Genomic DNA, 19,096 nt, shown 5'->3' with positions numbered 1-19,096 from the left:
ACAGTCGGGAGATGGCCGACGAACCGAACCCGCTGGGCGAGTACGTGCGCGCCCGCCGCGAACTCGTCACCCCGGAACAGGCCGGTGTCCCCGCCTTCGGGGTACGGCGGGTGCCGGGCCTGCGCCGCGAGGAGGTCGCGCTGCTCGCCGGCATCAGCGCCGACTACTACCTGCGCCTGGAGCAGGGCCGCGACCGCAACCCCTCCGTGCAGGTCCTGGAGTCCATCGCGCGGGTGCTGCGGCTCGACGAGGCCGCGACGGCGCACCTGCTGCGGCTGGGGGCCGGGGGAACCCGACGGCGGCGCCCCCGCCCCCGCGTCCGCAAGGAGACCGTCGCCCCGGGCATCACCAAGCTCCTCGCGACTCTCCCGCTCCCCGCGCTGGTCGAGGGCCGCTACTTCGACGTCCTGGCCGCCAACTCCCTTGCCACCGCGCTCTCCCCGCACTTCACGGCGGGAGCCAACCGCCTGCGGTCCTTGTTCCTCGACCCGGCCGAGCAGGCGCTCTATCCGAGCTGGGAGAGCGCCGTCGGGGGCATGGTCGCCGCCTTCCGCGAGTCCGTCGGCACCGACACGGACGACCCCCGGTTCATCGAGCTGGTCGGTGAACTCTCCCTCGCCAGCCCGCTGTTCAGCCGTCTCTGGGCCCGTCACGACGTCCAGGCCTGCGAGGCCGCGCCCAAGGACATCGACCATCCCCAGGTCGGCGGCCTCCGGCTGAACCGCGAACGGCTGAGCATCGACGGCTCCCCTGGCCAGACCCTCGTCCTCTACCACCCGGACCCCGGTACCGACGCGGCCGACAAGCTCACCCTCCTCGCCTCCGCGTCCCGGACGCCGGCCACCGGCCGTCATCAGGGAGCGGGGGTGCGATGACAGCCGACGTGCGCCCGTTCACCGAGGCCGCCGAGGGCACGGGGCCGGCGGAACTGGACTACCGGGGTCCGCAGGGCTGGGCCACGGTGGTCCACCGCGCCCACGTGGGAAGCTTCACCCTCCTCGGTCGGCTCGGCCCTCCCGGTGCCGAACACACCGACCTGGTCCGGGAGTTCGAGCCCGAGCAGCACCGTACGGAGGAGCCGCGCACCTGGGAGTACCGGGTGGGCCTGTCGGGACCGCAGCGGTTGCGTATCGAGGCGGCCGAGCGGTGGTCGATCTCCGTCACGCCGCTGGAGCAGGACGAGCCCGAGGACGGCGGCGTCTTCTGCCGCCGGGGCATCGGGAACCAGACCGTCGAACTCCCCGAACCGGAGCCGGAGTCGAAGTCGGGAGGAGGGGCCATCCTCGAGTTCACCAGGATCGAGAGCGTTCGCCCCACGAGCCTGTTCCTCCGGCTGCACACGGGCTTCGGCGACCAGACCTACTGGCCCGTCGGCAACGACGACCGTGCCAGGTTCCTGTACGGCCACGACACCCCGGCCGTCTGGTCGACGGCCGGCCGGGTCGAGGTCGCCAACGCCGCAGGCTGCGAATGGCGGCTGCGGGTACTGCCGTTGTCCGCTGCCCGCCCGCTGGAGGAGGCAACCCGGGGAACCGGTGCGGAGGTCCTCGCCCACACGGGGGCGCCGGCCGCGCTCGCGCTGTGCTCCCTGGCCGACGCGGGGAGCACCTCCAAGGCGGAGGTCCGCATCGAGTCACGCGGCTACAAGGTGACCTTGTCCGCCGATCACCATCACGCCACGGAGGGCTGGGTCGTCGGACTCGGTCCCGGGCCGACGCTGCTCCAGACCGGGGGCGCCGGCGGCTGGGAGCTGGTCACCACCCCGCTCGACACGGTGCCCACCTTCGACGGGGAGATCACCGGCACGGGCGGGAAGGTGCTCCGCTACACCGGGCCGCCCGTCACCGCCCGGGTCACCACCGAGTCGTGGCACAAGTGGGCCGGCATGGTCTCGGTCCGCACCCTCACCCCCGAACTCCTCTGGAAGGACTGGGTCAACACCAAGGGCGGCCTGGCGGGCCGGCTCCGGGGCGAGCGGCTGGACCTGCGCCCCGGGACGCCGCTGACGATCACCGGACCCCATGACGGGTCCGGCTGGCGGATCCGGATCGAGCGCGGACAGGGACGCGGACACGGACGCGGACAGGGACACGAGCGCGGTCAGTCGCTGTAGCGCGGCGCAGGCGGATAGAAGTTCCCGTAGGGGCCCAACCACCGTTCGTGCAGGGCTCGGAGCGCGCCCGAGGCACGCAGGCGCGCGAGCACGCCGTTGACGAAGCGGACGAGTTCCGGTGTCGTCTTCGGGACGGCGATCCCGTGCGGCTCGTAGGTGAACCGCGGTCCGGTGATCCGGGTGGCCGGGTCCTGGGCGCTCAGGCCGGCGAGGACGTTGTCGGTGGTCGACACGGCGGCCACATCGCCCTGTTGCAGGTGGAGGAGGCAGTCGGTCCAGTCGGCGACGGCCACCGGCCGCACCGCCGGGCGGGCGCGGCGCAGCTCGGTCAGCGAGGTGGTGCCCCGGGCCGTGCACACCTTCTGTCCGGCGAGATCGGCCAGGGTCTTCACCGGGGAGGTCTCGTCGACGAGGACGCGCTGGCCGGAGTCGAGGTAGTCGCTGCTGAACAGCACCTGTTCCATGCGCTCGCAGGTGATCGTCATGGAGTGGGCGACCAGGTCGACCTGACCGCGTCGCAGTATCTCGATGCGCTGCGCGGACGGCACGGTCTTGAACTGCACCCGGTCCGGCCGCCCGAACAGGGCCCGGGAGATCTCCCGCACCAGGTCGATGTCGAGCCCGTCCAGCTGTCCGGTGTCGGAGTTGCGATAGCCGAAGAGATACGTGTTCTGGTCCACTCCCACGATCAGCCGACCCCGTTCGACGATCCGCGCCATCGCCGTACCGCTGGGCATCGCGCCGCCCGGCGTCGGCATGTGGGCCGGCGGTCTCAACGACCGCAGCGGGTCGCACTTCTCCCCGGCCCCCGCCTGCGCGCTCGCGGACGCGCTCCCGGCAGGCGGGCGCGCTCCGGCGGACGGACGGCGGTCCGGGGCGGACGATCCCGCGCAGGACGCCGTCAGCGCGATCACGGCCAGCGACGCCGCGCCCACGGCAAGAACCCGCCGGCGTAACGGCACCCGACGGCCCCCGGCACCAGCCGACGACCGTCCCTCTCCTCCACGTGCCCGAAGTTCCCTCACACTGCCCCGCAGCCCTCGGAACCGTCACACCGTCGTCGACGGTGACGCGTTCACGTCGACTCGCGGTTCCCCCGCGTGAGAAGTCGCCCACCGACCGTCACACCAGCGGTGAAGCACCCCACATGACGCAGATCACCAACTACTTGGATTAGTAGTGTTTAGGCATGTCATGTACGCATCCCAAACACCATCTGACCTGGGGTTTGAGAGCCACGTCACACTGTTCACCTTTCACCCACATGCGACCACAACTAGTAAAAGGGGTCTTTGCGGACACGGATCGAGAGTGTTTCTCTGGAGCAGTCGCACGGCGCCGACGAGTCCTCACGGGCCTCGGCGCCGACGCACTGCCACCGCCGCGCACCGCGTGACACCGGCAGGCGTACGACGTCTCTGTCCCCGAAGAAACAGGTTCTCCGTGTCCGTCTCCCGCATCGTCGCTCGCATCGCCTCCCCAAAGAAGGCCCTGACCGCCGCCGCCCTGGCCGCCGCCACCACCGGTCTCGTGCTGACCTCGGCTCCCGCCCAGGCCGCGACGACCTCCGCCTCCTCCGCCCAGGCGATCGCGCACAAGATGATCCCGAGCTCGGCGCAGTACAACGCGTTCAGCAAGATCGTCTCGCACGAGAGCGGCTGGAACGTCACCGCCACGAACTCCTCCTCCGGCGCCTACGGCCTGGTCCAGGCCCTCCCGGGCTCCAAGATGGCCTCGGCCGGCTCCGACTGGAAGACCAACGCCGCCACCCAGATCAAGTGGGGCCTGGACTACATGAACTCCCGCTACGGCTCCCCCGCCGCCGCCTGGAACTTCTGGCAGTCCAACGGCTGGTACTGATCACCGGCCAACGCACCCGCACCTGTAGCGGCGGTCCCCCGGCATCCCGGGGGGCCGCCGCTACATTGCGTGCATGGTTCAGAACGACGACCCCCCGTCCTACGACCGTGAAGCGCGCGGGGTCCGGCTCGTGGCCGTGCTGCTCGGGCTGACCGTGGTCAGCGGGCTCATCGACGCCGTCAGTTATCTGGCCCTCGGGCATGTCTTCACCGCGAACATGACCGGCAACGTCGTCGTCCTCGGCTTCGCCGCCGCCGGGGCGCCCGGCTTCTCGGTGGCACACACCCTCACCTCCCTCGGCGCCTTCGTCGTGGGCGCGATGGCCGGCGGCCGGATCGCGGTACGGATGGACACCGGGTCGCGCCGCACCTGGGCCCGGGTGAGTCTCGGCGCGGAGGCGCTGCTGGTGGGTGTGGCGGCCGTCATCGCCTTCGCGGCACCGGGCGACCACGCCACCACGTACCCCCTGATCGCCCTCACCGCCTTCGCGATGGGTCTGCGCAACGCGACCGTCCGCAAGCTCAAGGTCAGCAACTTCTCCACCACCACCGTCCTGACGATGACCCTGACCGGCCTCATCGCGGACTCGGTCGCGGGCGACGGCGCGGGCCCCGGTTCGCTGCGCCGCGCCTCGGCCGTCGTGGCGATGGCCTCCGGCGCGTGTCTCGGCGCCTGGCTCACTCTGCACCACGGTGCGCGTTACCCACTCCTGCTCGCGGCTCTGGCCGCCGGGGTGTTCGCGCTGACCGCATCTGGACGGGAGTAGCCCAAAGCCCGGTCAAGAAGGCAGAATTCGTGCGTCTCAGTCCCACGATCAAGAGGATCGATCACGCATGATCACGCTCACGAAGGAAGACGGTCCGGCGGATCTGGACGGAGTGACCCATCTGGAGATCGGGGCGTCCTGGGACCCCACCGTCGGCAGCAGCGGCGGCTTCATCGGGAAGCTGCGTCAGAAGGCCGGTACCGACCTCGATCTGATCGCCATCGCGATGCAGGGCCAGGACCCGGTACGGCTCGCGGGGCTCGACTCCGTGGACCCGCTGGGCAACGGCTCGTTGGTGCACAGCGGCGACAACCAGACCGGCAAGGGCGAGGGAGACGACGAGACGGTGACCGTCGATCTCGCGCGGATACCCACCAACATCACGTCGATCGTCTTCGTCGCCGCCGCCTACAAGAAGGGCAGTTCCTTCCAGAAGGCACGCAACATCGCCTTCAAGGTGTACGACGCGACGGGCGGCAGCACCCAGCAGGTCGCCGAGATCTGGCCCAACCTGCTCAGTGACCACAACAGCTGCGCGGTCGCCAAGGCGGTCCGGGAGGGCGGGAGTTGGAAGCTCCAGGTCATCAACGAGACCGGGAAGATCAAGCAGGGTGACGAGCGGGAGCTGATGAAGTTCGCCGTACGGAAGTAAGCGCGACGGTGTGGGAGAACGGGCCGGCGGCGCCGGGATGCCGCCGGCCCGAGTTTCTCAACTCGCCGTCACCCGCAGCTCCTTGACCCCGTTGATCCAGGCGGAGCGCAGCCGGCGCGGGTCGCCCGTCAGGGTCAGGTTCGGCATCGCGTCGGCGATCGCGTTGAAGATGAGGTCGATCTCCAGGACCGCGAGGGACTTGCCCAGGCAGTAGTGCGGGCCCCCGCCGCCGAAGCCCAGATGCGGATTCGGGTCCCGCATGACGTCGAAGACGTCCGGGTTCTCGAAGACCTCGGGGTCGTGGTTGGCGGAGGCGTAGAAGATGCCGACCCGGTCGCCCTTCCGGATCAACTTGCCGCCGAGTTCGGTGTCTTGGGTCGCCGTGCGCTGGAAGGCATTCACCGGGGTAGCCCAGCGGACGATCTCCTCGGCGGCGGTCGACGGGCGCTCCCGCTTGTACAGCTCCCACTGCTCGGGGTGGGTGAGGAACGCGTGCATGCCGTGGGTGATGGCGTTGCGGGTCGTCTCGTTCCCGGCGACCGAGAGCATCAGCACGAAGAAGCCGAACTCGTCGGAGTTCAGGTTGCCCTCGTCCTCGGCGGCGACCAGCGTGCTGACGATGTCGTGGGCCGGGCACTGCTTGCGTTCGGCGGCCATTCCCATGGCGTAGGCGATGAGTTCGGCGGCGGACTCGGCGCCGACCTGCTCCGTGATGGCGTACTCGGGATCGTCGTACGCGATCATCTTGTTGGACCACTCGAAGATCTTGACGCGGTCGTCCTGCGGGATGCCGATGAGTTCGGCGATGGCCTGGAGGGGCAGTTCGCAGGCGACCTCGGTGACGAAGTCGAAGGGGCCGGAGTGGGCGCGGGCGCCCGCCACGATGGCCTGGGCGCGGTCGCGCAGACGGTCCTCCAGCGCGCGGATCGCCCGTGGGGTGAAGCCGCGTTGGACGATCTGGCGGACCCGGGTGTGCTCGGGCGGGTCCATGTTGAGCAGGATCAGCCGCTGGGCGTCGATCGAGTCGCGGTTCATGTGCTCGTTGAAGCGGATGATCGCCGTGTTGAGGGTGGACGAGAAGATCTCCGGGTGGGTGGAGACGTACCGGACGTCGGCGTGCCGGGTGACGGCCCAGTAGCCCTCGTCCTGGAACCCCGCGATGTTGGCCGGCTGCGGTATCCAGCGGACCGGTTCGGCCGCGCGCAGTTCGGCGAACTCCGGTAGGGGCACGCGGTGGTGGAGCAGGTCCGGGTCGGTGAAGTCGAACCCGTCGGGGAGAGCTGGACAGGGCATGGGTACTCCAGCTTGGTTCTGACGGTCCATCAGGAATGTGCCGTGAAGGTAATAACGGGTTCTAGAAGTCGCAAGGGGTACGGCAACCCGAATTCCCTGCACGACCCTTGCGGTTGTGGACGGCCTGTCAGCAGACTGCACACAGAACTAGAACGCGTACTAGTTCTGCGTGGCGGGTGGCCGGGACGCCCGCGCCGCGCGGTGTACGAGGAGAGGACGTGTCCCATGGTCGCGGAACCCGTCATCGTGGAAGCCGTACGCACTCCCATCGGCAAGCGCGGCGGCGCGCTCGCCAACCTCCATCCCGCCTATCTCCTGGGCGAGACCTACCGTGAACTCCTCGGCCGCACCGGCATCCACGCCGACTGCGTCGAGCAGGTCGTCGGCGGCACGGTGACCCATGCCGGCGAACAGTCCATGAACCCCGCGCGCACGGCCTGGCTGGCCATGGGTCTGCCGTACGAGACGGCGGCCACGACGGTCGACTGTCAGTGTGGCTCCTCGCAGCAGGCCTCGCACATGACCGCCAACATGATCGCGGCGGGCGTCATCGACGTCGGGATCAGCTGTGGCGTCGAGGCGATGTCGCGGGTGCCGTTGGGTTCGGGGTCCAAGCACGGGCCCGGGAAGCCGTTCCCGGACGAGTGGAACGTGGACCTGCCCAACCAGTTCGAGGCCGCCGAACGCATCGCCCGCAACCGGAAGTTGACCCGCGAGAACGTCGACTCGCTGGGCCTGATATCGCAGGAGCGGGCGGCGAACGCCTGGTCCGAGGAGCGCTTCAAGAAGGAGACGTTCGCCGTCCAGGTGCCGACGACGGAGGACGAACAGGGCGCGGGCCTCGGCATGTGGCGGCTCGTCGACCGCGACGAGGGCCTGCGCGACACGTCGATGGAGGCACTGGCGAGGTTGAAGCCGGTGATGCCGACGGCCGTCCATACGGCGGGCAACTCCTCGCAGATCAGCGACGGCGCGTCGGCGATCATGTGGGCGTCGAAACGGATGGCGAGGGCGCTGAAGCTGCGCCCCCGCGCCCGGATCGTCGCGCAGGCACTGGTCGGCTCGGACCCGCACTACCACCTCGACGGGCCGATCGACGCGACCCGTGCCGTGCTCGGCAAGGCGGGCATGACGCTCAAGGACATCGACATCGTCGAGATCAACGAGGCGTTCGCGTCCGTGGTGTTGAGCTGGGCGCAGGTCTTCGGCCAGGACCTGGAGAAGGTCAACGTGAACGGCGGCGCGATCGCCCTCGGCCATCCGGTCGGGGCGACGGGAGCACGGCTGATCACCACGGCACTCCATGAACTGGAGCGCTCCGACAAGGAGTTCGCGCTGATCACGATGTGCGCGGGCGGGGCACTGGCGACGGGGACGATCATTCAGCGACTCTGAACACGGGCTCGGGAGACGGCGGCTGGCCCTCGCGGGCGGGGTCGGTGCCCTCGCGGGCGGAGGCCAACGGCCCGCGCGGGCGGGAAGCCCAGCCCGCGCGGGCGGAGGCCGGCCGGCCCCTCCGGCGGGGGCAGGGGCCTCCGGCGGGGGGCCGGCGGCCTCGGTGGCAGGGGTCAGGCGGGGTCCTCCACGGGGGCCAGTTGCTCCTTCGCGCAGGTGCGGAAGGCCGCGAGGAGGCGGCGGTTCTCCTCGCCCGCGCGGGTGGCCAGGACTACCGGGACGGGATCCACGCCCTCCAGCGGGACCGTGGTCAGATCGGGCCGCAGGCCCTTCCTGATGGCGCCCACCGGAACGAGCGCCACCGCCTCGCCCGCAGCGATGACTTCGAGCTTGTCCTCCAGATTCTCGACGAGCGGACCGTCCGGCACCCGCCGTCCGTCCGGGCGGGGATCGACCCGCCAGAACGTGTTGAACTCCTCGTCGGGGAACCGGGGTACGGGCTCGTCCGCGATGTCGTCGAGGGTGACGTACTCCTTGCCGGCCAGCCGATGGCCGATCGGCATCAGCAGCACCCGGGGCTCCTCGAAGAGGACCGTCACGCTCAACCCCTCGGTGGCGAACGGGAATCGGCCCACCACCACGTCCACCCGGTGCTCCAGCAGGGCGGCCGGCATCTCGCCCCAGCCGAGAAAGGAGTGCTGCACATCGGCGTCCGGGCAGCGTGCACGCAGGGCGCGGACCGCCGGGGTGACGAGCAGCCCGGTCATGTACCCGATCACGATCCGGCTCGGCCGCCCGACCGCCCGCGCCACAGCCGCCGCCTCCGTCGCCGACCGCAACAGCTCCCGCGCCCGGGGCAGGAACGCCGCCCCCGCCTCGGTGAGTTGGGTGCCCTGCGTGGTCCGGTCGAAGAGCCGCACCCCCAACTCGCCCTCCAGCCGCCGGACATGACGACTGAGGGACGGTTGCGCGAGATGCAGGGCGGCTGCCGCCCGGCCGAAGTGCAGTTCCTCGGCGACGACGGTGAAGCAGCGCACCAGGCGCAGGTCCAAGTCAGTCATACCCCGACTGTACGACCGCACGAGCTGCGGTGATACCGGAACTGAATCACGTCTTCCGGAGTCGGTCTTGGACGGGCGGGCCCGGGCGGGCGCACGCTGGAAGCACACCACTTCCCGACCCACCTGAGGTGATTTCGTCATGCGTGTTTTCGTCACCGGAGCGACCGGTTTCGTGGGCGGCGCGGTCGTTCGCGAACTGCTCGACTCGGGGCACCGAGTGCTGGGACTGGCCCGTTCCGACGCCTCGGCGGACCGGCTCGCGGCGACCGGAGCCGAGGTCCACCGGGGGTCCCTGGACGACCTCGACGCCCTCCGCGCCGGTGCGTCGGCCTGCGACGGTGTGATCCACACCGGTTTCATCCACGACTTCTCGAACTACGCCGCATGCGTCGCGACAGACCTGCGCGCGGTCGAGACCCTGACCGACACCCTCGCCGGTTCGGACCGCCCCTTCGTCCTCACCTCGGTGATGAGCCACGGCCCGACCGAGGACGAGGTACCCGACCTCGCCACCCACCCCCAACTGCCGCGCCTGGCAGCCGAGGTGACGACCCTGGCGGCAGCGGAGCGAGGCGTACGCGCGTCGTCCGTCCGGCTTCCCCAGGTGCACGGCGAGGGCGACTACGCCTTCGTCCCCGCCCTCATCGGCATCGCCCGCGCCAAGGGCGCCTCGGCCTACGTCGGCGAGGGCGCCAACCGCTGGGCCGCCGTCCACCGCGACGACGCCGCGCTGCTGTACCGGTTGGCGTTGGAGAACGCCCCGGCGGGTTCGGTGCTGCACGCTGTCGCCGACGAGGGCGTACCTGTACGGGAGATCGCCGAACTCATCGGCAAGCGGCTCGCCCTACCGGTGACGAGCGTGCCGCCCGAGGAGGCCGAGGCCCACTTCGGCTGGCTGGGCCACTTCGCCGCGACCGACCTCGTGGGAACGAGCACGCTCACGCGGAAGCGGTTCGGGTGGACACCGACGCGGATCGGACTGCTGGCCGACCTGGACCACGACTACTACTTCGAGGTCAACCAGCCGTCGTAGCGGACCAGTTGACGAAGGCGGTGAAGGCGGCGGGACCGAGGGTGAGGATCGGCCCCGCCGGGGTCTTGGAGTCACGGACGGCGAGGGTGGTGGAGATGGTGGCGGTGCAGGAGGTTTCGGCGATCTCTATGCAATCGCCGCCCTGGTCACTGCTGTAGCTGGACTTCCGCCACTGAGTCCCCGTCGGCATCGCGTTCTTCCCCATAACGTTCCTCCATCACGCGCCGGATCAGCCCCGCCGAGTCCCTGAGGGAAAGGGCGGCAGCCTGGAGATGATCGTAACGGAGCGAACAGTCCTTGACGGTCTCCGGGTTGGCAGTTGGATGCCCGCTGCCGTAGCTCTCCGTGTAGACGATGGACGGGTCGCTCGCGAAGCGGTAGACGTTGAACGAGCCTGTCAGCCCAGCGTGTGTTCCCGCCGAGAACGGCAGGATCTGGATGTTGATCCGGGGATTGTTCTCGTGTGCCAACAAGCGGGCCAGTTGGTTCCTCATGGTCTGCCGGCCGCCGATCTCCAGATACAGCGCGGCCTCGCTCAGGATCACCCAGAAGCTCGGCGACTCCTCCTTCTCGAAGATGCGCTGACGACCCACTCGTACGGCGGTCCGATCGTCCAGGTTGCTCTGGTCCAGCGTGCCGAGCACGGTCCGGGCGTACTCCTCGGTCTGGAGGAGACCGTGGATCATCTGCGACTCAAAGGAGCAGATCTCGACGGCCCGCGACTCCAGCTCGCCCACCTGCCGGAACCAGGCGGGGAGTTGGCTGCGCAGTACGAGGTCCAGCAACCGGGACAACAACCCACCCGTACCCAGCGCAGCGTCAACCGCGTCGCTGAACGCCTGCGTGGGCAGCTTCCTCGCCGTCTCGATCTGGCCGATCAGCGACCCTGTGTAGTTGATGATCGCGCCGAGTTGCCGCTGCGTAAGGCCCGCCGCCTCCCGATACCGACGCAACTCGAAGCCGTAGTAATCCAGCGGCGACGCCCCTGGATCAAGGGTGTTGATGTGCACGCGAAGCCCCCTGCCTCCCGACCCGACAACTGTCCACCCGTAAACGGGTTGTATTCATCCTGTTGCCGACGGTAGCGGCGAGACCTCAGCCTCGTAGTGTGAATGAACCAATTCCCCCCGCCATGCTGGCCTTTCCGCGCCGCCAGCAGTACGTCATGCACCTCACCGTGGGTGAACACTCCGCCCGGCACATCCGCCGTATCGTCCGCTCCTTCCTCCTGGAGTGGGGCATGCCGGAGCTGTCGGACGCCGTCGAACTGGCCATGACGGAGCTGGTCGCCAATGTCGTACGGCATGTTCCGGACCGGCGCTGCGGACTGCTGTTGCTGCGGCTGCCGAAGGGCGTGCGGGTCGAGGTGAGCGACGGGTCGTCCCAACTCCCGGACATGCACGCCGAGTTGGACCCCGAGTCGGAGAACGGGCGGGGGCTCGTGATCCTGGACGCGGTGACCGACAAGTGGGGAGTGACGCGGAAGTCGGGGGGCGGGAAGATCGTGTGGTTCGAGTACGGCAGGCCCGACACGGTGTCGTAGGCGGCGTCATCCAGTTCTCCCGAAATCGTCCTGACGCCACATCAGTTGCCCCAGGATGAACTCCCGGCACCGACGGGGCTGCCGGTTCGGGGGAGGAGACGGGGAGTGCTGAGCGAGATCATGACGGCCGGTGCGGCGGCCGGCGGGACCGCTGTCGTCCAGGCTGTGGGTACCGATGTGTGGGTCTGGCTGCGGAGTCGCGGCGCGCGGCTGATCGGCCGGGGCGATCCGGCGCGCGAGAACGACGCGCTCGATCGCCTGGACCGGACGGCCGCCGCCCTCACCGCGGCCGCCGACGAGGCGGACCGGGAACGGCTGCTGGTGCTCCACCAGCGTTTGTGGCAGGGGGAGTTCGCCTCGCTGCTGGAGTTGCTGGAACCGGCGGAACGGGACGGCGCTCTCGCCGAACTGCACGCGCTGGAGCGCGAGTTCGGCGGGAATGGCTCCTCGGGCGGTGTCGTGTCCCGCAACACCTTCGAAGGTCCGGTGGCCTTCCAGACGGGCAACCACGCTCGTCAGGAGAACCGCTTCGGGGCGGCCGGATGAACCACGCGGACTCGGCGGGCAGTTCGGGGACCGGTACGGGCCAGGTCTCGGGCAACACCTTCAAAGGCTCCGTCGCCTTCCAGACCGGTCCCGGCAGCGTTCAGCACAACTACTACCAGGCCATGGCGAGTTCACCGCTCGACGCGGAAGCCGACGAACTGGCCCGCGCGGTGCACGTCCAGTGGCAGGAGGAGGCCGCGCTGCGGCGCCTGCTGGAGCCCGCTCCGCTGCCGCTGCGATGGCGGTTGACCGAGCGCAAGATGGCGGGCCGGGTCGCCGCCGCGACCGGCCAGGGGACCCGCCGCCGGTTCACGCCACTGCCCGGCCTGCCGCCGGTCACCGGCGAAATCCTGCGCGCGGGCGGTGCGTTGGACCAGTTGTACGAGGTCTACGGCGGGCTGGCTTCCGGGCGCCTCCAACTGGTCGGCAACCCGGCGGCGGGCAAGACGTCCGCCGGGGTGCTCCTGCTGCTGGACGCCCTTGAGCATCGCAGGACCGCCGCCCCAGCGGACCGGGCGCACATCCCCGTCCCGGTCATGCTGTCGCTCGACGGCTGGGACCCGGCGCGGGAGGGCCCGGTGGAGTGGGTGGTCGACCGGCTGTCCCGCGAGTACACCCTGTTCGCGGGCCGTGGCGGGCGCGTGCGCGCCCGAAGGCTGGTGGAGGCGGGCCGCGTCGCGCCGTTCCTGGACAGCTACGACGAGGTCCACGGCAGCAAGTTGCGGGGAGCCATGGCGAGCGCGCTGGAGTTGGCCCCCTTCCGGCTCGTACTGATCTCCCGGTCACGGGAAGCGTCCGCGTCCGCCCATCGGGCCCGGCTCGGCGGAGCCGCGACCGTGGAGATCCAGCCGGTGTCTCCCGAGGACGCGGCCGAGTACCTTCTCAACACCCTGTCCAGCTCACCCTCGCCCGCCTGGCTGGCGCTGACCGAACGCCTCCTGCACGACCCCGGGAGCGTCGTGGCCAAGGCACTCGCCAACCCCCTGGCGATCACCCTCGTACGCGACGGCTACGCCGACGACGGTCCGGTCGACGAGCTCCTCGACCTCCCCACCACCGAGACCCTGCGGGACCACCTCCTCGACCGCGCGGTCGCCACCGCCTACGCGCGGCGGCCTGGACATCCGCACCCCGACTGGTCTCCCGAGACCGCCGAGCGGACGCTGCGGTACATCGCCCGGCACCTCGCCCGGCAGGACAGCCACAGCCTGTGCTGGTGGCACCTCCCCGGTTGGACGCGCCCCCACCCCAGAAGGCTGGCCATGCAGGCCCTGGTCACGCTGGTGGGCGGGATTCCCCTCGCGCTGCTGGTGTGGATGGCGACCCACTCCGTGTACGCCTGGCTGATCGGGCTCCCCTCCGCGTACCTCTTGGGGATGACGGCCGGTCTCCGCTTCACGGATCTCAACGATCCGCAGCCGCTGCCCAGTGCCGGATGGCGCGACATCTTCAGCACCGGGGCGATCGTGTCAGGCGTGGTCGAGTGGCTGGGGTTGGGCACCCTGGCGAGCGTGACCGCGCCGTTCCTGCCCGGTGACCGGACGCTTCCGGTGTGGCTCTGCTTCCTCACCACACTGCCCCTGGGATTCACCGGAGTGCTGGTGACAGGGCGCGGTCACGGGATCGTGGCAGGCACCCCGTTCCTGTCCGCGGGCGCGGGACCCTGGTACGACCCGGTGAGAGAGCACTACAACCGTCCTCCGGAGGCGGACACCCGGTCGATCGGCCCGCACGACGTATGGCGCCACCACCTCGGGCTGCGGCTGGTTCTCGGGCTGCTGACCGGGCTCGCGGCGGCCCTGATGATCGCCCCGTTGGTGGCCTGGTGGCTCGGTCCGAAACTCGCGGTGGTGGCGGCCGTCGGGGCCGCCCTGCCGACCGTCCTCATGGCCGGCCCCGCCAGCAACCTCGCCGTGGCCACCGCCTTCACCGCGGCGCAGCTCCGGATCGAGGAGGGCACTCCCCTCCGTCTGATCCACTTCCTGGAGGACGCCCGGCGCCGCAACCTCCTGCGCGCCTCCGGCACCGTCTACCAGTTCCGCCATGCCCGCCTTCGGGACCGTCTCGCCCGGGAGCGGTGAACGCCGAGGACCGTGACCGCGCGCCGGGCGAGGAGCGTGACCGCGTGCCGTACGCGTACCGGATCAGCCCGAGCCACGACCCGTCGCCGCCACCAACTCCCCCTCGACCTCGGCCGGTTGCGCCTTCGCCGACCGCGCCCGCGGCCCCTGGAACACGTACGCCAGACCGAAGCCCGCCGCGACGACCGCCCCGCCGCCGACCGCGTCGAGCACCCAGTGGTTGCCGGTCGCGACGATCGCGGAGACGGTGAAGAAGGGGTGCAGGAGGCCCAGGGCCTTCATCCACCACTTGGGGGCGAGGGCGAAGATGACCACCCCGCACCACAGGGACCAGCCGAAGTGCAGGGACGGCATCGCGGCGTACTGGTTGGTGAGGGCGGTGAGGGTGCCGTAGTCCGGCTTGGAGAAGTCCTGGACGCCGTGCACCGTGTCGATGATGCCGAGGCCGGGGAGCAGACGCGGCGGGGCCAGCGGGTAGAGCCAGAAGCCGACCAGGGCGAGGAGGGTGGCGAAGCCGAGGGCGGAGCGGGCCCAGCGGTAGTCGACCGGGCGGCGCCAGTAGAGGACGGCCATGACCGTGAGCGGGACCACGAAGTGGAAGGACTCGTAGTAGAAGTTGAAGAAGTCCTTGAGGAAGTCGACCTTCACGACCCAGTGGTTGACCGCGTGCTCGATGTCGATGTGCAGGAAGCGCTCGATGTCGAGGATCTCGTGGCCGTGGTGTTCCGCCGTGGCCCGGCCGCCCGCGTTGGTGCCGCCGGTCGCCGCGAGGCGGACCTGCTGGTAGGCGGCGTAGGTGACGCGGATCAGGAGGAGTTCGAGGAGGAGGTTCGGGCGGGTCAGGACGCGCCGCAGGTTCGGGATCAGCGGGACGTGCTTCCAGCGCGTCGGGACCGGCTCGGCGTACTCCGTGGGGATCGGGCGGCGGTAGTACTCCGAGGTGCGGGACAGGAACGGCACGACGGTCGCGGCGGCGAGCGCCATGAGCAGGACGACGTTGTCACGCAGCGGATAGACGGCCGCCATGTTCGGCAGCATCATCTTCGCGGGCAGCGTGACGACGAGGACCACCGCGACCGGCCACACATAGCGGTCCGAGGCCCGCTTGCCGACCCGGCCGACCACCGCGAGCAGCACCCACAGCAACTGGTGCTGCCAGGTCGTCGGCGACACGGCGATCGCCGCGCAGCCGGTGACCGCGACCGCGAGCAGCAACTGGCCGTCGCGCGCGTACTGTACGGCCCGGCGCAGGCCGAGGTAGGTGACGGCCGCGCCGAGCGCCAGGAAGACGCCGATCTCCAGCGGGCCGGTGAGACCGAGCCGTAGCAGCGCGCCGTGCAGGGACTGGTTGCCGAGGCCGTCGGCCGCGCCGCCGAGGCCCGCGCCGGCCATGTGGTGCACCCAGTAGGTGTACGAGTCGTGCGGCATCGCCGCCCACGCGATCACCGCGCTCGAGGCGAACGTCAGCGCGGAGGTGATCGCGGCCCGGCGGCGGCCGGTGAACCACAGCAGCGGCGCGAAGAGCAGCACCGTCGGCTGGAGCGCGGCGGCGAGGCCGATCAGCACACCACTGGCGCGCTCGCCGCGCACGGTGAAGCAGCCGAGCAGCACGAGCAGGACCGGGATGATGCTGGTCTGGCCGAGCCAGAGCGTGTTGCGCACCGGGAGCGACAGCATGAGCAGGCTGATCGCGACGGGCGCGGCGAGCAGCGAGGCACGGCGGGTGACGGGCTGCGGCAGCGCGCGGGAGACGACCAGGCCGAGCGCGACGACGAGCAGCAGCGTGCCGAAGGTCCAGCCCCAGCCGAGGGCCTGTTCGGCCGCCCGGGTGAGCGGCTTGAGGACGAGCCCGCCGAAGGGGGTGCCGGTGAACTGCGTCGAGTCGTACAGCGAGCCCTTCACATGCAGCACGCCGTTCGTCCCGACCCAGGTCTCCAGGTCCGTCAGCCGTTCCCCCTGCGGGGTGCCGAGGACCACGGCCACCTGTCGTACGGCGAGGACCGCGGCGACCAGCCACAGGCCCAGGCGCGCCACGCGCAGCCGTGTCCTGGCCGTCTGGGCGGCACTCGACCCGAAAGCTCCCGCGGCTCCCGCCGGTCGCCCGCTGTGCTCCACGTTCGCCACGCCTCGTAGGCCTCCGCCCCGCTCGTCCCACGCGTCACCCGCGCGGCTGTTCCCTCTGGGAACCCTATGAGGGTCGCACCCCCTGGGGGAGAGACGCAGGCAACCCTCTCGTCACCTGACGTCCGCCCTCCTTTTGTCCGGATGACGATAGTCGGCCCGGGGTTGCCTGGGCACAGCGGACAACCGCGCGCTTCCGACCGGGCACGATGGCCCGATAGCTTGTGGGCATGATCGGTTTACTGATCGTTTCGCCACGGAGGTCACCGCGGAGATCGGCGGGGAGGTCACCGCGGAAATCCTTGCCGGAGTCTTTGCCGGAGGCCTTGCCGAAGTCGTTGCCGGGGCGGGCACGCGCGCGTGTGGTGGCCGTCGTCCTGGCGCTCCTCGCCCTGCAGCTCGGATCGCTGGTGTCACCGGCCTGGGCGTGCGGCTGCGGCGCTCTGGTGCCGACCGCGGCCCAGCAGATCGCGGTGGGGCGCGAGGCGTCCGTGGTGCGCTGGGACGGGCGCCAGGAGCAGATCGTGATGCGGCTCACCGTCACCGGGGACACCCGGCAGGCCGCGTGGATCATGCCGGTGCCGCACCGGGCGACGGCCACGCTGGGCGACCCCGCGCTCTTCGACACGCTGAACGGGATCACCGCGCCCGTGCACCGGGACCGCTATCACTTCTGGCCCCAGGACGGTGACTGGCCGCTCGTCTCCGGCGACGTGGGCGGCGGCCCGCCGCCGGGCGCCGCGACGGCTCCCGGAGTGGGTGTGGTCGGCCGTGAGCGGCTCGGCCCCTTCGACGTGGCCCGGCTGACGGCCACCGACCCGGACGCACTGGGCGACTGGCTGAACACCAACGGCTTCGTGCTGCCGTCCCGCCTCGGCCAGGCCCTTCAGCCGTACGTCGACCAGCGCTGGGAGTACGTGGCGATCCGCCTCGCCCCCGCGACCGCCGGCACCGCCCTGACCGGCGCCCTCGACCCGCTCCACCTCACCTTCGCCGCCGAGTCCCCCGTCCACCCGATGCGGCTGTCCCGGCTGGCGGGCACCCCGCAGTCGCTGGGCCTGTACATCCTCGCCGCCCACCGCATGGAACCCAGCGGCGCGATCGGCGGCTCGCAGCCGCAGGTGGCCTACGCCGGCCGGATCACCACCGCCTCGGGCCCGCTGGCCGCCCTCGCCAAGGGCACCCCGTTCCTGACCGCCGTGAACCAGGAGTTCCCCGACCCCTCCCGCATCACCGGCGACCACCTGCTGCGCCGCACGGCCACGGACGCCCCGTTCCAGCAGGTGATCTACGAGGACCATCTGCGCGAGGTGGCCGGCGTACCGGCCTGGCTGCTGACGATCGTCGGCGGCCTGGCCGTCCTCGTCACGACCGCCGTCCTGCTGGCCGTACGACGGGCCCGGCGGCCGGTGCTCCCGCCGCCCCCGGTGATTCCGCCGCCGCCGACGCACAGGCCGGGTCGTTCCGGGTAGGAAGGGACCGTCACAGGATTCACGAAAGGCACAGGCGCATGAGCGAGTCACAGGTGTGGGACGACGTCGACGACTACTTCATCAGCCATCTCGCCCCGGACGACGAGGTGCTCCGGGCGGCCCTGCGCGACAGCGAGGCGGGCGGACTCCCGGAGATCGCGGTGTCCGCCGCCGAGGGCAAGCTGCTCCATCTCCTCGCCCTGACCCAGGGTGCCGGCCGCATCCTGGAGATCGGCACCCTCGGCGGCTACAGCACTATCTGGCTGGCCCGCGCGCTGCCCGCCGACGGCCGGCTCGTCACCCTGGAGTACAGCCCCCGGCACGCCGAGGTCGCCACCCGCAACATCGCCCGCGCGGGCCTCGACAAGATCGTCGAGGTAAGGGTGGGCGCGGCCCTGGAGTCACTGGCCGTGCTGGCCGACGAACACCCGACCCCCTTCGACCTGGTCTTCGTCGACGCCGACAAGGTCAACAACCCGTACTACGTGGAGTGGGCCCTCAAGCTCACCCGCCCCGGCAGCCTGATCATCATCGACAACGTGGTCCGCGGCGGCCGGGTCGCCGACCCGGACAGCACCTCGCCGGATGTCCGAGGCACGCGTACGGCGATCGAGTTGATCGGTTCGCACGCGCGCCTGTCCGGTACGGCGATCCAGACGGTGGGCAGGAAGGGCTACGACGGGTTCGCGCTGGCGCGGGTGCTCGACTGATCCTGCGATCCCGCCGGTCTGTCAACTCTCGTGGTAGAAGCCGACGTTGACGCTGCGCGGCCCGGTGCGGTCCTGGATGACGATCTCGCCGCTGCCGCCCCGGGGCAACGGCACGCTGCCTCCGTAGGCGACGGTCTGGGCGTACTCGCCGACGATCAGGCGTACTTCGGAGGACGGGTCGGGCTGGGAGCCGCGCAGCCAGTTCACCTGCCAGACGCCCTCGGGTCCGCACAGGAACTCCAGATGGACCCGCGAGATGAACAGCCAGTCGTCCGGTGTCACCAGCCGGCACACCGACTCGTCCCGGCCCACCCGCAGCACCGCGCCCGGGTCACTGGGCGACTCGGCCATCAGCATCCCGGCGGTCGCGCCCGCGTCCGCCCCGGAGACGGTGGCCATGGTGAGTTCGAGCACGTGCGCTCCCCTATGAAGTGTCCTTACAGCAGCGGG

General features: G+C 70.6%; 19 protein-coding genes. 12 read left to right on the top strand and 7 right to left on the bottom strand.

What is annotated here, in order from left to right:
• Nucleotides 1-11: 11 nt before the first annotated feature.
• Together ACIRRY_RS08865 and ACIRRY_RS08860 are read left to right on the top strand one after the other, a co-directional pair.
• Nucleotides 12-875, top strand: coding sequence for a helix-turn-helix domain-containing protein (locus ACIRRY_RS08865; protein WP_403969469.1), 864 nt, complete (start codon nt 12-14; stop codon nt 873-875).
• The gene (locus ACIRRY_RS08860; RefSeq protein WP_403969466.1) at nt 872-2,113 is read left to right on the top strand and encodes a hypothetical protein; all 1,242 of its coding nucleotides are present in this window, start codon (nt 872-874) and stop codon (nt 2,111-2,113) included. Before ACIRRY_RS08865 ends, ACIRRY_RS08860 begins: the two co-directional genes overlap by 4 nt.
• Here the strand turns inward: ACIRRY_RS08860 and ACIRRY_RS08855 are convergent.
• Nucleotides 2,101-3,048 carry a glutamate ABC transporter substrate-binding protein gene (locus tag ACIRRY_RS08855; RefSeq protein WP_403969463.1) on the bottom strand — a complete coding sequence of 316 codons (948 nt, stop codon included), beginning with the start codon at nt 3,046-3,048 and terminating at the stop codon, nt 2,101-2,103. The genes ACIRRY_RS08860 and ACIRRY_RS08855 overlap by 13 nt on opposite strands.
• Nucleotides 3,049-3,556: 508 nt before the next feature.
• On the opposite strand from ACIRRY_RS08855, the gene ACIRRY_RS08850 reads away from it, so the two are divergent.
• From ACIRRY_RS08850 to ACIRRY_RS08840, 3 genes are all read left to right on the top strand, one after another.
• Nucleotides 3,557-3,973: a transglycosylase SLT domain-containing protein gene (locus ACIRRY_RS08850; protein WP_403969460.1), complete on the top strand. Its 417-nt coding sequence runs from the start codon at nt 3,557-3,559 to the stop codon at nt 3,971-3,973.
• A gap of 73 nt (nt 3,974-4,046) precedes the next feature.
• Entirely contained in the window at nt 4,047-4,739 is a 693-nt protein-coding gene (locus tag ACIRRY_RS08845; RefSeq protein ID WP_403969457.1) for a YoaK family protein, read from the top strand.
• Between the two features lie 67 nt (nt 4,740-4,806).
• Nucleotides 4,807-5,391: a TerD family protein gene (locus tag ACIRRY_RS08840; protein ID WP_329351033.1), complete on the top strand. Its 585-nt coding sequence runs from the start codon at nt 4,807-4,809 to the stop codon at nt 5,389-5,391.
• A 57-nt stretch (nt 5,392-5,448) separates the two neighbouring features.
• On the opposite strand, the gene ACIRRY_RS08835 is transcribed toward ACIRRY_RS08840, so the two are convergent.
• On the bottom strand, nt 5,449-6,684 hold the full coding sequence (locus ACIRRY_RS08835) for a cytochrome P450 (protein ID WP_403969454.1): 1,236 nt from the start codon (nt 6,682-6,684) through the stop codon (nt 5,449-5,451).
• 225 nt (nt 6,685-6,909) lie between these two features.
• Here ACIRRY_RS08835 and ACIRRY_RS08830 point away from each other — a divergent pair, with 225 nt between their 5' ends.
• Nucleotides 6,910-8,079: a steroid 3-ketoacyl-CoA thiolase gene (locus tag ACIRRY_RS08830; RefSeq protein WP_403969451.1), complete on the top strand. Its 1,170-nt coding sequence runs from the start codon at nt 6,910-6,912 to the stop codon at nt 8,077-8,079.
• 173 nt (nt 8,080-8,252) lie between these two features.
• Here the strand turns inward: ACIRRY_RS08830 and ACIRRY_RS08825 are convergent, their stop codons facing one another.
• Nucleotides 8,253-9,140: a LysR family transcriptional regulator gene (locus ACIRRY_RS08825; RefSeq protein WP_403969449.1), complete on the bottom strand. Its 888-nt coding sequence runs from the start codon at nt 9,138-9,140 to the stop codon at nt 8,253-8,255.
• 139 nt (nt 9,141-9,279) lie between these two features.
• Here ACIRRY_RS08825 and ACIRRY_RS08820 point away from each other — a divergent pair, with 139 nt between their 5' ends.
• Nucleotides 9,280-10,173, top strand: coding sequence for an SDR family oxidoreductase (locus tag ACIRRY_RS08820; protein ID WP_403969446.1), 894 nt, complete (start codon nt 9,280-9,282; stop codon nt 10,171-10,173).
• Here ACIRRY_RS08820 and ACIRRY_RS08815 read toward each other — a convergent pair.
• Complete coding sequence (locus tag ACIRRY_RS08815; protein WP_403969443.1) at nt 10,157-10,363, bottom strand: DUF397 domain-containing protein; 207 nt, start codon at nt 10,361-10,363, stop codon at nt 10,157-10,159. The two genes, ACIRRY_RS08820 and ACIRRY_RS08815, sit on opposite strands and share 17 nt — an antisense overlap.
• The gene (locus ACIRRY_RS08810; protein ID WP_403969440.1) at nt 10,320-11,183 is read right to left on the bottom strand and encodes a helix-turn-helix domain-containing protein; all 864 of its coding nucleotides are present in this window, start codon (nt 11,181-11,183) and stop codon (nt 10,320-10,322) included. The genes ACIRRY_RS08815 and ACIRRY_RS08810 overlap by 44 nt, the downstream gene beginning before the upstream one ends.
• Before the next feature lie 122 nt (nt 11,184-11,305).
• On the opposite strand from ACIRRY_RS08810, the gene ACIRRY_RS08805 reads away from it, so the two are divergent.
• The 3 genes from ACIRRY_RS08805 (at nt 11,306) to ACIRRY_RS08795 (ending at nt 14,343) form a co-directional block, all read left to right on the top strand.
• Nucleotides 11,306-11,716 carry an ATP-binding protein gene (locus tag ACIRRY_RS08805; protein WP_403970863.1) on the top strand — a complete coding sequence of 137 codons (411 nt, stop codon included), beginning with the start codon at nt 11,306-11,308 and terminating at the stop codon, nt 11,714-11,716.
• A gap of 105 nt (nt 11,717-11,821) precedes the next feature.
• Nucleotides 11,822-12,262, top strand: a complete 441-nt coding sequence (locus tag ACIRRY_RS08800) for a hypothetical protein (protein WP_403969437.1) — start codon at nt 11,822-11,824, stop codon at nt 12,260-12,262.
• Nucleotides 12,259-14,343 carry a hypothetical protein gene (locus tag ACIRRY_RS08795; RefSeq protein WP_403969434.1) on the top strand — a complete coding sequence of 695 codons (2,085 nt, stop codon included), beginning with the start codon at nt 12,259-12,261 and terminating at the stop codon, nt 14,341-14,343. The genes ACIRRY_RS08800 and ACIRRY_RS08795 overlap by 4 nt, the downstream gene beginning before the upstream one ends.
• A gap of 63 nt (nt 14,344-14,406) precedes the next feature.
• On the opposite strand, the gene ACIRRY_RS08790 is transcribed toward ACIRRY_RS08795, so the two are convergent.
• A complete protein-coding gene (locus ACIRRY_RS08790) occupies nt 14,407-16,467 on the bottom strand; it encodes a bifunctional glycosyltransferase 87/phosphatase PAP2 family protein (protein ID WP_403969431.1) in 2,061 nt (686 codons plus the stop codon).
• A 323-nt stretch (nt 16,468-16,790) separates the two neighbouring features.
• On the opposite strand from ACIRRY_RS08790, the gene ACIRRY_RS08785 reads away from it, so the two are divergent.
• Both ACIRRY_RS08785 and ACIRRY_RS08780 read left to right on the top strand, forming a co-directional pair.
• Complete coding sequence (locus ACIRRY_RS08785; RefSeq protein ID WP_403969428.1) at nt 16,791-17,936, top strand: DUF2330 domain-containing protein; 1,146 nt, start codon at nt 16,791-16,793, stop codon at nt 17,934-17,936.
• Nucleotides 17,937-17,974: 38 nt separating this feature from the next.
• Entirely contained in the window at nt 17,975-18,646 is a 672-nt protein-coding gene (locus ACIRRY_RS08780) for an O-methyltransferase (protein ID WP_403969425.1), read from the top strand.
• A 21-nt stretch (nt 18,647-18,667) separates the two neighbouring features.
• Here the strand turns inward: ACIRRY_RS08780 and ACIRRY_RS08775 are convergent, their stop codons facing one another.
• Entirely contained in the window at nt 18,668-19,060 is a 393-nt protein-coding gene (locus ACIRRY_RS08775) for a hypothetical protein (protein WP_403969422.1), read from the bottom strand.
• Between the last annotated feature and the right edge of the window lie 36 nt (nt 19,061-19,096).

The organism is Streptomyces sp. NPDC101776, from assembly GCF_044766845.1.
GTDB lineage: Bacteria > Actinomycetota > Actinomycetes > Streptomycetales > Streptomycetaceae > Streptomyces.
Note: the sequence above shows the minus strand (reverse complement) of the source record. Positions and strands in the feature narration are given on the sequence as shown.

Bases quoted from the DNA above. Each gene is read 5' to 3' on its own strand.
- ACIRRY_RS08820 (WP_403969446.1), top strand. From the start codon at position 9,280: ATGCGTGTTTTCGTCACCGGAGCGACCGGTTTCGTGGGCGGCGCGGTC.
- ACIRRY_RS08845 (WP_403969457.1), top strand. From the start codon at position 4,047: ATGGTTCAGAACGACGACCCCCCGTCCTACGACCGTGAAGCGCGCGGG.
- ACIRRY_RS08830 (WP_403969451.1), top strand. From the start codon at position 6,910: ATGGTCGCGGAACCCGTCATCGTGGAAGCCGTACGCACTCCCATCGGC.
- ACIRRY_RS08835 (WP_403969454.1), bottom strand. From the start codon at position 6,684: ATGCCCTGTCCAGCTCTCCCCGACGGGTTCGACTTCACCGACCCGGAC.
- ACIRRY_RS08805 (WP_403970863.1), top strand. From the start codon at position 11,306: ATGCTGGCCTTTCCGCGCCGCCAGCAGTACGTCATGCACCTCACCGTG.
- ACIRRY_RS08795 (WP_403969434.1), top strand. From the start codon at position 12,259: ATGAACCACGCGGACTCGGCGGGCAGTTCGGGGACCGGTACGGGCCAG.
- ACIRRY_RS08860 (WP_403969466.1), top strand. From the start codon at position 872: ATGACAGCCGACGTGCGCCCGTTCACCGAGGCCGCCGAGGGCACGGGG.
- ACIRRY_RS08865 (WP_403969469.1), top strand. From the start codon at position 12: ATGGCCGACGAACCGAACCCGCTGGGCGAGTACGTGCGCGCCCGCCGC.
- ACIRRY_RS08780 (WP_403969425.1), top strand. From the start codon at position 17,975: ATGAGCGAGTCACAGGTGTGGGACGACGTCGACGACTACTTCATCAGC.
- ACIRRY_RS08840 (WP_329351033.1), top strand. From the start codon at position 4,807: ATGATCACGCTCACGAAGGAAGACGGTCCGGCGGATCTGGACGGAGTG.
- ACIRRY_RS08825 (WP_403969449.1), bottom strand. From the start codon at position 9,140: ATGACTGACTTGGACCTGCGCCTGGTGCGCTGCTTCACCGTCGTCGCC.
- ACIRRY_RS08815 (WP_403969443.1), bottom strand. From the start codon at position 10,363: ATGCCGACGGGGACTCAGTGGCGGAAGTCCAGCTACAGCAGTGACCAG.